Origin of the sequence: Pseudomonas sp. NCIMB 10586, from assembly GCF_023127895.1 — a bacterium.
GTDB lineage: Bacteria > Pseudomonadota > Gammaproteobacteria > Pseudomonadales > Pseudomonadaceae > Aquipseudomonas > Aquipseudomonas synxantha_A.
Genome location: NZ_SPKQ01000008.1, coordinates 213566 through 227909 on the forward strand (window position 1 = coordinate 213566; position 14344 = coordinate 227909).

The following is a 14344-nucleotide window of genomic DNA, read 5'->3' on the forward strand; positions in this document are numbered from 1 at the left end:
TTCCGTTACTATCCGCGGCGTTAGTACCAAGCTGAAAGTCAATTCTGGTCGAACAAGTCCCCTGAACCACACGGGATCGACCACCTCGATGGTTTCCAGGTATCGCTTGCGACGACACTGCCTTTGAACAAGCAAAGGGTGTCGCGAAGTTTACATACTCTGACCGAACCAACCTGCAAATTGATCAGGATCTTCACCCCGGGCCCAGAACCTTTGCCCCTGTTGTGTTGCCTGCCCTCCTAAGTACCTACCTGCCAGCCCAAGCGCGCCTAAATTATTAGCGCTTCAAACTGGCTGCTTTGTTCCAGTCAGGTTCTTCGTTTGATCAATGGTGATCAGCGTTACTGGAACGTTTTAACGTTGCACGGTTCTTATCCGTGTCATTTGTAGGAACACCAATAATATGAACGCTCAAATCCACACTCAGGATGCCATTCGCACCCTCACTAACGCTTTTGCCCCAATGAACTGCCTGATCATGGCCGCTCGCAAAGGCTGCTTCAGCTTCACCCTGGTCAATGAACACGGTATCGCTCGTCACAGCGAACGCCTGTACCCCGATCAATACTCCAGCGCAGAACCGCTGCAGGCCGTGATCGAGCGTACCCGTCAGGCACTGACTGCCTGATCGACCGAGTCGCTGAAAACAAAAACCCTGTCTGAAAAACAGGGTTTTTTATTGCCTGAAATTTGGCGCGGGCCGGTATTTACTAAGCACCGATAGATATAAACGTTATAACTGAATAGATAAGATGTTTTAAAAACAGTCCTTTACATCATGAATATGACACTACACTTCAACTCAAGCGGCATCGTCCGCTTGCGACGGGCCTGAGATCCGATTCACCGCTGCCAAGCCCTCATTCTCAGGCTCGTCAACCCCATTTATGGACTGAGGCTTGTATGGGTATTGCCGCCAGCGAATTGTGTCGTTATGTGATCAGGCCGACCTTGACCTACCTCGGCTGCCATAACCCAACAGCCGAGTCCTTGTTACTGGGGATCGCCGCCAGCCAGTCAGAACTGGGGTCGGCCCTGCATGATCGGCGCGGCCATGGCCTCTATAGCATCACTGAACCCCGCCACCGTGCCCTCTGGGACGAATACCTGGCGCTGGACCCGGAACGCGCAAGCCTGGTGCGCGGGCTGGCCAGCCAACATGCGTTTCTGAGTGCGCCCCAGTTGGAGTTGACGGTAAACCTGCGATACGCCACGGCAATCGCCTGGCTGCTGGTAGAACAACATCGCCCAGCACTCCCCGCCCCAGGCGACGTATTGGCCATGGCGCGTATCTGGAAAGAAATATTCCACCCTCAAGGTCGGCTGCGGGATTTCACCCAAGCCTGGCAAACCTGTGTTCCAGCCATGAAACAGGTGATCTGCTGACCGGGTAAATTGCAAGATTCGGCAAAAAACAGCGAATCTGGTCGGATTGTCCTACAAAACCGCTCTATCTCCTGCATTACACCCTATAGCGCGATCGCAAATTTATTGTTACTTTCCGCTGCGGTGATCACCTCGGAGTTCTAATAATGAAAAAAGTAATGCTCAAGACCACACTTAGCCTCGCCGTTGCCATGGCATCCTCCCAACTATTCGCCAGCGGCTTTGCCCTGAACGAACAGAGCGTCAGCGGGATGGGTACTGGTTTTGCAGGTCGATCTTCTTCTGCCGATGATGCAAGCACTGTGTTCGGCAACCCTGCCGGTATGGCACGCCTGGAAGGTCAACAGATCACCGGCGGCGTTGCAGCCATTGATGCTTCTACTGATATCAGCGACGTCAGCGGCCGCTCCCGCGGCAGCAACAAAGGCGACATGGTGCCATTCACCGCCGTCCCTTTCGGTTTCTACACCAATAAACTCAACGATCAGTGGGCTGTCGGCTTCGGTGTCTATGCACCGTTCGGCCTGGTAACCGACTACGAAAGCGGCTTCCAGGGCCGTGGCTTTGGCAGCAAGAGTGAAGTGAAAGTCATCACCTTCCAGCCAACGGTCAGCTACGCCTTCAACGACCGTGTTTCCGTTGGTTTTGGCCCGACCATCAACCGCATCGCCGGCACCCTGGAATCAGACCTGACGCTGAACGCTCTCGCGCCAGACACCAACATCAAGATCAAGGGTGACGACACCGCGCTGGGCTTCAACATCGGCGTGCTGGTACAAGCCACCGATACCACCCGCGTCGGCCTGACCTATCACTCCAAGGTCAGCTACAAGCTGGACGGCCACACCGAAGTCACCGCACCAGCCGCGACCGCTGCCGCCCTGCGCAGCAATCGCTACGATGCGTCGCTGAAGATCGATACGCCTGAATCCTACGACCTGTCGGTGACCCAAGACCTGACTGACGCCTGGAAGCTGTATGCAGGTGCAACCTGGACACGCTGGAGCCGCTTGAAAGACATCACCGTCAAGAACGACGGCGTGTCCGGCGCAACAGGCGGCGCGCTCGCCCCTGCCTTGGTAGGCACTATCAAGGAAGACCAGAACTGGCACGATACCTGGGCCTATGCCGTGGGTACTTCGTATCAGCTCACCAAGCAAGTGGTGTTGCGTACCGGCCTGACTTTCGACCAGTCGCCTACCAACAACACGGATCGTTCGCCACGCATCCCGACCGGCGACCGCACGATCTTCAGCCTGGGCCTGGGCTACGAGGTCATGCCGAACATGACCATCGACCTGGCCTACTCCTACCTGAAGGAAGAAGACGTCAAGGTTTCGCGCTCCAACCAATTGGCCAGCTACAACGCCAAGTATGAAAACAGTGCCAACGGTTTCGGCCTGGGCATGACCTACAAGTTCTAAACCGCGACCGTATAAAAAAGCCCCGCTCTCCTGTGAAGGAGGCGGGGCTTTTCAGTGGCTGGTTATCAGGGTTTGGATGCTATCGCCTGCTCGACCGCCTTGATCAACTCCGGGCTGTCCGGCTTGGTCAGGCTGGAAAAGCTGGCGACAACATTGCCCTGGCGGTCAACCACGTACTTGTAGAAGTTCCACTTCGGCGCCGCGTCGGCCTGCTCGGCAAGGACCTTGAACAGATGCACCGCATCCGGCCCCTTGACCTTCTGCGGCTCGGTCATGGTGAAGGTCACGCCATAATTCACGTAGCAGACCTTGGCGGTCTCCTCCCCGGTCTTGGCTTCCTGCTTGAAGTCATCGGACGGCACGCCAATCACTTCCAGGCCTTCGCCCTTATAGCGTTGATATAAGCCTTCCAGGCCCTTGAACTGCGGGGCAAAGCCGCAGAAGCTCGCCGTATTGACGATCACCAAGGGTTTGCCAGCGAATTGCTGGCACAGGTCAATGGATTCCTTGGCCCGCAGTTTGGGCAATTGGCCCGTAAGCAGCGACGGGCAGCTGGCGGCCATGGCCACGCTGCCAACAGCCATGAGGACGGGTACAGCGAGCCAGCGCATCAACATGATCAAAGTCCTTGAGTCAGTTCAGGCATTGAACTTAACAGATCGCCATGCCCAGTTGCATCAACGCCAGGCCACCTTGCTGCCAACCCCACCAGGCCAGTAGCAACAGAAGCAACCCTGCCGCCATCACCATCAAGCGCACCGCTACCCTCATGCCGCCTCCATCTGCGCCTGCACACGCGCCACTGGCCGCTCACGCACCGGCCAGTTCAAGGCCGCGGCGAGCAGGCTGAGCAGAATCGCCACCTGCCAGATCAAATCGTAGTTGCCGGTTCGATCATAGACTACCCCGCCCAGCCAACCGCCGAGGAACGAACCGAGTTGATGGAACAGGAACACAATCCCGCCGAGCATCGAAAGGTTGCGTACGCCAAACAACGTCGCGACGGTGCCGTTGGTCAGCGGCACGGTGGACAACCACAGAAACCCCATCGCCATGCCAAACAGATAGGCCGTCACTTCAGTGACTGGCGCCCACAGGAACAACACAATCACCACCGCCCGCAGCAGGTACAGGCCGGTCAGCAAGCGCGGCTTGGACATGCGCCCGCCCAGCCAGCCAGCGGTATAGGTGCCGAACACATTGAACAGACCGATCAAGGCCAGCACCGTGGTGCCCACCGTGGCCGGCAGATGTTGGTCGACCAGGTACGCCGGCAAGTGCACACCGATAAACACAACCTGGAACCCGCACACAAAAAAACCGAAAGACAGCAGCCAGAACCCGGAGTGAGAGCAGGCTTCCTTCAACGCTTCGCGCAGGGTTTGCTGACCGACCGTGACCGGCAACGGCCGGTCCTTGAGCATGGCAACCAGCGGCAGGATCAACGCCACCATCAAGCCCAACGCCAGCAACGCTGCGGACCAGCCCAGCCAACCGATCAAGCCGAGGGTGCCGGGCACCATGGCGAACTGGCCGAAGGACCCGGCGGCGCTGGCAATGCCCATGGCCATGCTGCGTTTTTCCGGCGGTACGGCGCGACCGACCACACCGAGAATCACTGAAAACGAGGTACCGGACAGGCCGATGCCAATCAGCAAGCCTGCACTCAGGGACAATGACCACGCGGAGTCGGACATCCCCATCAGCACCAGGCCCACGGCGTACAACACGCCGCCGACAAACACCACTCTGGTTGCGCCGAAACGGTCGGCCAAGGCGCCGGTAAACGGCTGCGCCAGGCCCCAGATCAAGTTCTGCAAGGCAATGGCGAAGGCGAAGGTCTCACGCCCCCAGCCGAATTCGCTGCTCATCGGCGCCAGAAACAGGCCGAAGCCATGCCGTACGCCCAAGGACAACGCCAGGATCAGCGCACTCCCCACAAGGATCCAACCGCTGGTGCGCCACATCGAGGTCATTTTTTATTCTCCGCTCGCGGGTATATACCCGCTTGTAGTCGAACAAACCGCCGTTCAGGCGAGTTCATCCAGCAAGGCCAACAAGGTTTCGCGCTTTTCAGCGCCGAGCTTATCAATCAGTTTCTGTTGCGCCGCTTCCCATGCCGGCAACGCGGCGGCCAATCGCTGCTGGCCACTTTCAGTCAACAGCACAAGGCGGTTTCGCAGGTCATCGCCCTCGACCAATTGCACCAACCCCTCTCCCTCCAGAACACGCAGGTTGCGCCCCAGGGTGCTGCGATCCAGGCCCATGGCTTCGGCCAGGCTGGAAATGCTCGGTTGGTCAAGGCGCTGCAGGTTACACAGCAAAGAATACTGGGCGACGTTGATCCCGAAGCCGTCGAGAGCGCCGTCGTAATGCCTGCTGACGCCACGGGCGGCGCGTCGCAGGTTGGTGCATAAACATTGGGAAGCAAGCATAGAGCGTGTATATACCCGGAGTTAAGGAATTGCAAGAAAGCGTTACAGCGCCAACCCGACCAGGACAGCGACTTCCAGTAGTTCCAATAGCGCGCCTGCCGTGTCGCCCGTGGTACCGCCAAGGCGCCTGATCATCAAGTGACGCAGCCCCATAAAGCACAGCGCCGCCAGCAACACCGCAATACCGCCGTTGAAACCACCGATCAGGATGCAGGTCAATCCGCTGAGGATCAGCACCTGCTGGCCGACAATCCGCGGTAAGTAGTCCGACAAGGCCTGGCCCAACCCTCCTGCCCGCACATAGCGCGTGGTAAGAAACAGCGCCAGCATCGAAGCCCGTCCGATCAACGGTGCCAGGATCAGGGCGGCGCCATTATGCTGCTCGATCAAGGCCACCAACGCGCTGAACTTGAGCAATAGCACCAAGCCCAGGGTAACCACCGCAATCGGCCCGCTGCGCGGATCTTTCATGATACTGAGCGTGCGTTCGCGATCACCAAAGCCACCCAACCAGGCATCGGCGCTGTCCGCCAGGCCATCCAGGTGCAGGCCACCGCTGAGCAGCACCCAGGCCGTCAGCAACAGCGCGGCGTGCAGCAGCAAGGGCGCGCCCATCAATACCAGGTTCAACCCCCACAGCAATAGACCGAACAGCAGTCCCACCAGCGGATAAAACAGTAACGAACGGCCTAGCTCCTGAGGCTGCGGCATACCCGGCAAGCGGATCGGCAGGCAGCTGAGAAATTGCAGGGCGATCCAGAACGGCAACATCGTCACGATCCTTCTTTCAGTACGCCGTCGGCACCGACCTGCAGGCTGAAAAGCGCGCCGTGGCCGACCTCGACGTTCAGCAGTTGCTCGCGCGGCATCCCACGCGCCCGGGCCAGCAGCAGGCGCATCACGCCGCCATGGCTGACCAACAACACGCGCTGGCCGGCGTAAGCCTGATGCAGGCGTGACACCGCGCCGAGCACCCGCTCGGAAAATGCACTGACAGGCTCGCCTTGGGGCGGCGTGAACGCGTAGGGATCGGCCCAGAACAAACCCAGCCCTTCGGCATCGGTCTCCATCAGCGCCGCGGCGCTCTGGCCTTCCCAGGCACCGAAGTGGAGTTCTTGCAAAGCCGGCTCAAGGCTGACCGGCAGGCCGAGCTGTGCTCCCAGCTCCTGGGCAAACAAGGCGCAGCGTTGCAACGGTGAGCCGATCAACCGATCCCATGGCCCCTGCCCCACCACCGAGGCTCGCATCTGCGCCCAGCCCTTGGCGGTCAAGGCATCGTCCAGGCTGCCGCGCAGGCCGCCGCCCAGCTCGGTTTCGCCGTGGCGCAGCAGGTCCAGGTGCAAGGTCATGCGGGGCGATCTGCCACGGCCGCTTCGGCGAAGGTTGCCATCTGCCCGTGCAACGCACAGGCCAAACGCAACAACGGCACCGCCAGCGCCGCGCCGCTGCCTTCGCCCAGGCGCAAGCCCAGTTCCAGTAGCGGTTCGGCATCCAGGCTGTGCAACACATGGCGATGGCCCGGCTCGGCACCGCGATGCCCGAACACCAGCCATTCGCGGCACGCCGGGCTCAAGCGCACCGCCACCAGCGCGGCAACGCTGCAGATAAACCCATCCACCAGCACCACGATACCTGCCTGCGCACAGGCCAGGTAAGCGCCAACCAACGCGGCAATTTCAAAACCGCCGAGATTGAACAGCGTTTGCAACGCATCACCCCGTTGCCCGGCATGCAGCGCCAAAGCGCGCTCGATGACCGCGACCTTGTGGCTGACGCCCGCTGCATTCAAACCTGTGCCCGGGCCAGTCAGGTCGCTCACCTGGCAATCCAGCAATGCACACGCCAACGCGCTGGCCGCGGTGGTATTGCCGATACCCATCTCGCCGCCGATAAACACCTGCGCACCGCGTTCCAGAGCGCGGTGCGCGCTGTCTCGGCCGGCTTGCAATGCCAACAGCCCTTGAGCCTGGGTCATCGCCGGGCCATCGACGAAGTTGGCCGTGCCCGCGCCGATATTCACATGACGCACGCCGGGCAAGTTCAGCGAGGGCGTCACCGTGCCAAGATCAATCACTTCCAGCTGCGCATCCAGTTGCCGCGCCAACACGCTGATCGCCGCACCACCGGTGACGAAGTTATGCAACATCTGCCCGGTCACTTCCTGAGGAAATGCCGACACGCCTTCGGCGACCACACCGTGATCACCGGCAAAAATCGCGATCCACAGTTGCTCCACCGACGGCTTGACCTGGCCCTGCAAACCCGCCAGCTGCACCGCCAGCGCCTCCAGCTGGCCGAGGGAACCGGCGGGCTTGGTCAATTGTTGCTGACGCGCCAGCGCCTGTTCATGGGCCGCAGTATCAATGGCCTTGCAGGGGTTGAGCCACCAGGAGTCCGTCATAACGCAGTACCTTTCAAAGTCAGGGGCAGGCCGGCAACCGTCAACACCACACGCTGACACCGCTCGGCCAAGGCTTGATGCAGCCAACCGGCTTCATCCACATAGCGGCGAGTCAATTCGCCCAGCGGCACGACACCCAGACCGGTCTCGTTGCTGACAAAAATGATTTCACCCGGCAGCGAGGCCAGGGTTTGCAGCAGTTGATCGCGCTCGAACACCAGACGATCGCTATCGTCGAGCATCAGCAGATTGGTCAGCCATAACGTCAGGCAGTCCACCAACAGGCAGCGGTCGGTAGCGGCGTTTTCACGCAGCACATGCGCCAGCTCGATGGGTTCTTCAATCAGCCCCCAATGATCCGGGCGACGTTCGCGATGCAGCGCCACCCGCTGATTCATTTCACCATCCAGCGGTTGGCTGGTGGCGATATAAGTGACCGGCAAAGCGCTGTCGCAGGCGAGCTTTTCAGCCAGGCGACTCTTGCCCGAACGGGCACCGCCGAGGATTAATTGATACATGAGCAAATACCTTTTCCAGCCAGCCGAAAAAATTGCGATTGATACCATCCATTGTGGGAGGGGGCTTGCTCCCGATTAAGGTGTATCAGTCGATACCTCAGTGACTGTGAAGCACTTATCGGGAGCAAGCCCCCTCCCACATTTGCGTCCTATACATGCCGTCAAATCCCGCACAATCGACGCAATAAATCCGTATCCAGGTGGTTCTCCACCAAGTCCGCCAACCGCTCGATATCACGCTCGCGCAACCCGTGATAATCCACCTCTTGCACCTCCTGCAATCCGGCCCACCGCAGCAAGGCACTGCACGCCGCCGGTGTTTCGAACAGCCCGTGCAGGTAGGTGCCGAGAATCTGCCCATCAGCACTCAGCGCGCCATCGCTGCGACCATCCTCCAGCAGCACCGCAGCGCTGAGCAGGGCATCGCCTGATGTCACACCCGCGTGAATCTCATACCCACTCACTTCAGCATCTTCGAGCACCAAGCGTCCGCGCACATTGCGCAGTTGCTTCTGCTCCTCCAGCGTTGTGGTAAACGCCAGCAGCCCGAGGCCGGCACTGGACCCGGCCACACCCTCCAGCCCAAGCGGGTCATGCACCTGCTCACCCAGCATCTGCAAACCGCCGCAAATCCCCAGCACCTTGCCGCCATAACGCAGATGCCGCGCCACGGCCGCATCCCAGCCATTGGCGCGCAAGAAGGCCAGATCGCTGCGTACGCTTTTGGAGCCAGGCAGGATGACCAGGTCAGCCGCAGGCATCGCCTGGCCCGGCCCGACAAACTGCAAATCCACCTGAGGATGCAGGCGCAGCGGGTCAAAGTCAGTGTGATTGCTGATACGCGGCAACACCGGCACCACCACCTTGAGCACGTGGGCGGCCTTGTCGATCTGGCGCTGGTCGATGCCGTCTTCCGCCTCCAGGTGCAGGTCCATCACGTAGGGCAACACGCCGACAACCGGCTTGCCGGTGCGCGCCTCCAGCCAATCCAGGCCAGGCTGCAACAGCGCGATATCACCGCGAAAACGGTTGATGATGAAGCCCTTGACCCGTGCCTGCTCGCTGGGCGACAGCAATTCCAGGGTACCGACCAGATGGGCAAACACGCCGCCGCGATTGATATCGGCGATCAACAGCACCGGGCAATCCACCGCTTCGGCGAAACCCATGTTGGCGATGTCATTGGCGCGCAGGTTGATCTCGGCCGGGGAGCCCGCACCTTCGACCATCACCACCGGATAGGCTTGACTCAAACGTGCGTGGGAAGCCAACACCGCCTGCATCGCAATGGCTTTGTAGTCGTGATAGGCCACGGCGTTCATGCTGGTCACGGCGCGACCGTGGATGATCACTTGCGAGCCGGTGTCGCTGTTGGGCTTGAGCAGCACCGGGTTCATATCGGTGTGGGGTGCCAGGTTGGCGGCCTGGGCCTGCACTGCCTGGGCGCGGCCGATCTCGCCGCCTTCGGCCGTCACCGCGCTGTTGAGCGCCATGTTCTGCGGCTTGAACGGCACCACCGCAACACCCTGGCGCACCAGCCAACGGCATAGCGCGGTCACCAGGGTACTCTTGCCGGCGTCGGAGGTTGTGCCCTGCACCATCAGTGTACTCATGTGGCTTCCTTGTATGCGGCCAAAGCCTCGTCCAGCCGCAACCAGTCGGCTTCGGTGTCGGGCAAGCCGAAACGTACGCTGCTGTCGTGCACAAACAGGCGCAGCAGGATGCCGCGCTGGGCCATGAATTCGTGCAGGCGCTCGGCATGAGGCGTGATCAACCACTGGAACAATGCGCAGCCGCCGTGAGGTTGAAAGCCTCTGCGCTCAAGCAGTTCGAACAAGCGCTGGCCCGCTTCGATGCATCGATTGCGCTGGCGGGTGTGCCCATCCGTATCGCGCAGGCACACTTGGCCCAATACCCGCGTCGGCCCGCTGACTGCCCAGGGCCCGACCTGTTCGGCCAGCAACTTGAGCAACTTGCGTTCGGCCAGCACAAAGCCCAGGCGTACACCCGCCAGGCCAAAAAACTTGCCGAACGAGCGCAGTACGATCAGACCGACCTGATCGGCATGGCTCGCCAGGCTTGAATCGGGGGTCACGTCCATAAACGCTTCGTCCACCACCAGCCAGCCACCGCGCTGGACCAGCCGTGCGTGCCAGTCCAGCAAGCGTTGCGGGGACAGGCTCAGGCCCGTGGGGTTGTTGGGGTTGACCACCACCAGCACGTCGAGGCTGTCGAGAAAGAAGTCGACCTCCTGCTCCTGCACTTCACGCACCACATAACCGGCGCGACGCCAGGCTTCGGCGTGCTCGGCATAGCAAGGCGAAAGCACGCCGACCTTGCCGGAGCGGCGCAGGCGTGGCAGCAACTGGATCGCGGCCTGGGAGCCCGGCACCGGTAACAACTGGGCGGCGCCGTAATACTCGCAGGCGGCCTTCTCCAGGCCGTCATCGGTTTCCGGCAAGCGGGCCCAGGCACGCAGCGGGATCTCGGGAATCGGCCACGGCCAGGGCGCCAGGCCACTGGACAGATCAAGCCAATCCGCTTCGGCAATCCCGTATTCAATCGCGGCCTTTCGCAGCCGACCACCGTGTTCAAGCATAGATTTGCGCCCCTACGCACAAGACCAGCAGCCACAACCATACGCCGCGCTGCACCAGGTGCCAGCCACGATCAATGGAGTCGGCATCGGCCGGCGGGCCTTCGCCCAACTGCGGGCGCTGATGCACCTCGCCGTGATAAATCGCTGCGCCACCGAGTTCGACGCCCAACGCACCGGCACCGGCAGCCATCACCGGACCGGCGTTAGGGCTGTCCCACGTCGGGCCCTGGGTGCGCCAGCATTTGAGAGACAGGCGGGTTTTGCCCAATAGCGCGTAGGTCAAGGCCACCAGCCGCGCAGGAATGTAGTTGAGCACATCGTCGATCTTTGCAGCCGCCCAGCCAAAACGCTCAAAGCGCTCGTTGCGATAGCCCCACATGGCGTCGAGGGTGTTGCTCAGGCGATAAAGCACCACACCTGGCACGCCCGCCACCACAAACCAGAACAATGCGGCGAATACCGCATCGCTGCCGTTCTCCAGCACCGACTCGGTTGCGGCGCGCGCAACTTCGGTGCGGTCCAGTTCGCTGGTCTGGCGACTGACCAGGTAACTCACGCGTTTGCGTGCCTCATCCAGATCATCGCTGCGCAGGGCCTGGGCCACCGGCGTCACATGCTCGCCCAGGCTGCGCATGCCCAAGGCGCAGTACAACGCCAGGATTTCCAGGAGCCAGCCTATATATGGCGCCCACGATAACGCGGTGGCCAGCAAGGTCAGGGGCACGACTGCGATAAACCACGCGGTCACGCCATGGCTGCGCCAGCCACGCCCACCGCTATTGAAACGCTGCTCGATGCGCCCGGCGAAGTTGCCGAACGCCACCAGCGGATGCCAGCGCCTGGGTTCACCCAGCAGCGCATCCAGCGCCACCGCAGCGACACACAGCAAGGCCACACTCATTGACTCACTCCCCACTTGTTTTCATACAGCATGTCACTCAGCGGCCGCGGCTCGGTCCAGCCTTCGAGCTGCAACATCGGTGCCGGGTAGAACTCAGCCACCGGCCCCAGGCACAGTACGGCCAGGGGTTTCGCGCCGGCTGGCAAGCCCAGCAGTTCGGCCAACGCCAGGGGTTCGAACAGCGACACCCAGCCCATGCCCAGGCCTTCCACGCGCGCCGCCAGCCACAGGTTCTGGATTGCGCAAGATAGAGACGCCATGTCCATTTCCGGCAAGGTGCGGCGCCCGAAGATGTGGCGCTCGCGATCATCCATCAGTGCAGCCACCAGCACCTCGGCGCAGTCGCTGATGCCTTCGACCTTGAGCTTCATGAAGTCATCGGAGCGCTCGCCCAGGGCCTGCGCGGTGCGCGCGCGCTCTTCTTCCACCAACTGTTGAATCTGCCTGCGCAATGAGCGGTCGCTGATGCGGATAAAACGCCACGGTTGCATCAAGCCTACACTGGGTGCCTGGTGCGCGGCCTGGAGCAGGCGGTGCAACAGTTCCGGGGTGACGCTGCCGCCGGTGAAGTGGCGCATGTCGCGGCGTTCGGCGATGGCGCGGTATACGGCCTGGCGGTCGGCCTCGGGGAAGGCGTTGTCAGTCATGGCCTCATCGGGGGCAAGCCCCCTCCCACATTGGATTGGGTTTCAACTCGGTCAACTGTGGGAGCTGGCTTGCCTGCGATAGCGGTCTCAAGGTCTGGCGCGAACAACGCGGCCACCGCGCCAGGATTCGACGGAAAATAAAAGTGCACGTAGGAAGCGGTCAGCCGCCCTTGTCGGTAAACCGCTTCAGCCCCGCGCCCGCCGTTAGGGCTCAGGCCACGGGAGATCGGCGCCAATGCGGTGCTGGTCAAGGAGTGGTGATAAGTGTGCCCGCGCAACGTACCTTCCGGCAATTCGACACTTTGCAGGGCCAGTGCCGCGAGTTTCTTTTGCATCACCGCATCGCCTGGCAGCACGCCAAGCAGTTCGGCTCGGGCGCCCTCTACATCCGTCAGCGAATCGAGCAGATAGAGCATGCCGCCACATTCGGCGAGCAGTGGCTTGCCGGCGGCGTGATGAGCACGGATGGCCTCCAGCATCGAGGTGTTTGCCGACAGCGCCTGGTGGTGCAGCTCCGGGTACCCGCCTGGCAGGTAAAGGCTGTCTGCCTGCGGCAGTTGGCGATCATGAATAGGTGAGAAGAATGTCAGCTCTGCGCCCATGGCCCGCAGCAAATCCAGGCTGGCGCCATAGGTAAAGGCAAAGGCTTCGTCACGGGCGACGGCGATACGCACACCGGCAAGTAACGGTTCGGCCTTGATCACTTCGGGCGCGGCAAAGGTCACGGGCGGCGGCAGGGCCACTTCGCAGCTGCTGCCCAATGCCTGGGCGGCAGCATCCAGGCGTACATCGAGGTCATTGAGTTCGCTGGCTTGCACCAGGCCCAGGTGGCGGCTCGGCAGTTCGATACCGGTCTCGCGGGATAACGCGCCGTACCAACGCAAGCCCTCCGTGAGGCTGCCTTCGAGCAACTGGGCATGGCGCAGGGTGCCGACACGGTTGGCCAGCACGCCGGCGAACGGCAGGTCGGGCTGATAGCGCGCCAGGCCCAGGGCCAGGGCACCAAAGGTCTGGGCCATGGCAGTCCCGTCGATCACCCCCAGCACTGGCACGCCGAAGTGCCGCGCCAAGTCGGCGCTGGAGGGGGTGCCGTCGAACAGCCCCATCACGCCTTCGATCAGGATCAGGTCGGCCTCCCCCGCCGCCTCCCACAGCAAACGACGACTTTCCTGCTCGCCCACCATCCACATGTCCAATTGATACACCGGCGCACCGCTGGCGCGCTCGTGGATCATCGGGTCGAGAAAGTCCGGCCCGCATTTGAACACGCGCACCTTGCGCCCCAGGTTGCGATGCAAACGGGCCAGCGCAGCGGTGACCGTGGTTTTGCCTTGGCCGGACGCCGGAGCGGCGATCAAGACGGCTGGGCATTGGCGGGGCTGATTCAAAGTTCAACGCCCTTCTGTGCCTTGATACCGGCCTGGAACGCGTGCTTGAGCATGCCCATTTCGGTGACGGTGTCGCCCATTTCGATCAATTCAGGCTTGGCACCACGGCCAGTGACCACCACATGCTGCATCGGCGGGCGGGCTTGCAGGTCGCTTAGTACCTGGTCCAGGTCGAGGTAGCCGTGCTTGAGAGCGATGTTCAGTTCATCCAGCACCACCAGGCCAATGGAAGGGTCATTGAGCATTGCCCGCGACACCGCCCAAGCTGCTTCGGCGGCGGCGATATCGCGTTGACGATCCTGGGTTTCCCAGGTGAAGCCTTCGCCCATGACGTGGAAGCGAACTTGCTCGGGGAAGCGCCGGAAGAACAGCTCTTCGCCTGTGCTGTTGCGGCCCTTGATGAACTGCACCACACCGCACTGCATGCCGTGGCCCATGGCGCGGGCCAACATGCCGAAGGCCGAACTGCTCTTGCCTTTGCCGTTGCCGGTCAATACCAGCAACAAGCCGCACTCATTCGGCGAATTGGCGATGCGCTCGTCGATCACGGCTTTTTTGCGCAACATGCGCGCCAGGTGGCGTTCGTCGCGGTCGGGGGAATCGGTCATGGCAGCTCTCCGTTGGGGCTGGACAAAAACGGCGGGC

General features: G+C 61.5%; 16 protein-coding genes. 3 read left to right on the forward strand and 13 right to left on the reverse strand.

What is annotated here, in order from left to right; translation table 11 throughout:
• Positions 1-403: 403 nt before the first annotated feature.
• From E4P01_RS04565 to E4P01_RS04575, 3 genes are all read left to right on the forward strand, one after another.
• Entirely contained in the window at positions 404-628 is a 225-nt protein-coding gene (locus E4P01_RS04565; RefSeq protein ID WP_005790139.1) for a hypothetical protein, read from the forward strand.
• A gap of 275 nt (positions 629-903) precedes the next feature.
• The gene (locus E4P01_RS04570; RefSeq protein ID WP_078821982.1) at positions 904-1386 is read left to right on the forward strand and encodes a hypothetical protein; all 483 of its coding nucleotides are present in this window, start codon (positions 904-906) and stop codon (positions 1384-1386) included.
• Positions 1387-1532: 146 nt separating this feature from the next.
• Positions 1533-2810, forward strand: a complete 1278-nt coding sequence (locus E4P01_RS04575; protein ID WP_005790143.1) for an outer membrane protein transport protein — start codon at positions 1533-1535, stop codon at positions 2808-2810.
• 65 nt (positions 2811-2875) lie between these two features.
• Here E4P01_RS04575 and E4P01_RS04580 read toward each other — a convergent pair whose 3' ends face one another.
• The 13 genes from E4P01_RS04580 to cobO all read right to left on the reverse strand — a co-directional run bounded on the left by E4P01_RS04580 (position 2876) and on the right by cobO (position 14307).
• Entirely contained in the window at positions 2876-3427 is a 552-nt protein-coding gene (locus tag E4P01_RS04580; protein ID WP_005790144.1) for a redoxin domain-containing protein, read from the reverse strand.
• Between the two features lie 150 nt (positions 3428-3577).
• A complete protein-coding gene (locus tag E4P01_RS04585; protein ID WP_216092186.1) occupies positions 3578-4777 on the reverse strand; it encodes an MFS transporter in 1200 nt (399 codons plus the stop codon).
• A 63-nt stretch (positions 4778-4840) separates the two neighbouring features.
• Entirely contained in the window at positions 4841-5245 is a 405-nt protein-coding gene (locus E4P01_RS04590) for a MarR family transcriptional regulator (RefSeq protein WP_005790150.1), read from the reverse strand.
• Between the two features lie 42 nt (positions 5246-5287).
• The gene (locus tag E4P01_RS04595) at positions 5288-6016 is read right to left on the reverse strand and encodes an adenosylcobinamide-GDP ribazoletransferase (protein WP_078821983.1); all 729 of its coding nucleotides are present in this window, start codon (positions 6014-6016) and stop codon (positions 5288-5290) included.
• A gap of 2 nt (positions 6017-6018) precedes the next feature.
• Entirely contained in the window at positions 6019-6594 is a 576-nt protein-coding gene (gene cobC, locus E4P01_RS04600) for an alpha-ribazole phosphatase family protein (protein WP_032880038.1), read from the reverse strand.
• Entirely contained in the window at positions 6591-7646 is a 1056-nt protein-coding gene (gene cobT, locus E4P01_RS04605; RefSeq protein ID WP_216091914.1) for a nicotinate-nucleotide--dimethylbenzimidazole phosphoribosyltransferase, read from the reverse strand. The genes cobC and cobT overlap by 4 nt, the downstream gene beginning before the upstream one ends.
• Complete coding sequence (gene cobU, locus E4P01_RS04610; protein ID WP_032880036.1) at positions 7643-8164, reverse strand: bifunctional adenosylcobinamide kinase/adenosylcobinamide-phosphate guanylyltransferase; 522 nt, start codon at positions 8162-8164, stop codon at positions 7643-7645. The genes cobT and cobU overlap by 4 nt, the downstream gene beginning before the upstream one ends.
• Before the next feature lie 161 nt (positions 8165-8325).
• On the reverse strand, positions 8326-9777 hold the full coding sequence (locus E4P01_RS04615; protein WP_216091915.1) for a cobyric acid synthase: 1452 nt from the start codon (positions 9775-9777) through the stop codon (positions 8326-8328).
• A complete protein-coding gene (gene cobD / locus E4P01_RS04620) occupies positions 9774-10763 on the reverse strand; it encodes a threonine-phosphate decarboxylase CobD (protein ID WP_216091916.1) in 990 nt (329 codons plus the stop codon). Before cobD ends, E4P01_RS04615 begins: the two co-directional genes overlap by 4 nt.
• Positions 10756-11664: an adenosylcobinamide-phosphate synthase CbiB gene (gene cbiB, locus E4P01_RS04625; protein WP_032880032.1), complete on the reverse strand. Its 909-nt coding sequence runs from the start codon at positions 11662-11664 to the stop codon at positions 10756-10758. Before cbiB ends, cobD begins: the two co-directional genes overlap by 8 nt.
• The gene (gene bluB, locus E4P01_RS04630) at positions 11661-12311 is read right to left on the reverse strand and encodes a 5,6-dimethylbenzimidazole synthase (RefSeq protein ID WP_078821987.1); all 651 of its coding nucleotides are present in this window, start codon (positions 12309-12311) and stop codon (positions 11661-11663) included. The genes cbiB and bluB overlap by 4 nt, the downstream gene beginning before the upstream one ends.
• On the reverse strand, positions 12308-13699 hold the full coding sequence (locus tag E4P01_RS04635; protein WP_032880028.1) for a cobyrinate a,c-diamide synthase: 1392 nt from the start codon (positions 13697-13699) through the stop codon (positions 12308-12310). The genes bluB and E4P01_RS04635 overlap by 4 nt, the downstream gene beginning before the upstream one ends.
• Entirely contained in the window at positions 13696-14307 is a 612-nt protein-coding gene (gene cobO / locus E4P01_RS04640) for a cob(I)yrinic acid a,c-diamide adenosyltransferase (RefSeq protein ID WP_005790169.1), read from the reverse strand. The genes E4P01_RS04635 and cobO overlap by 4 nt, the downstream gene beginning before the upstream one ends.
• Positions 14308-14344 lie beyond the last annotated feature (37 nt).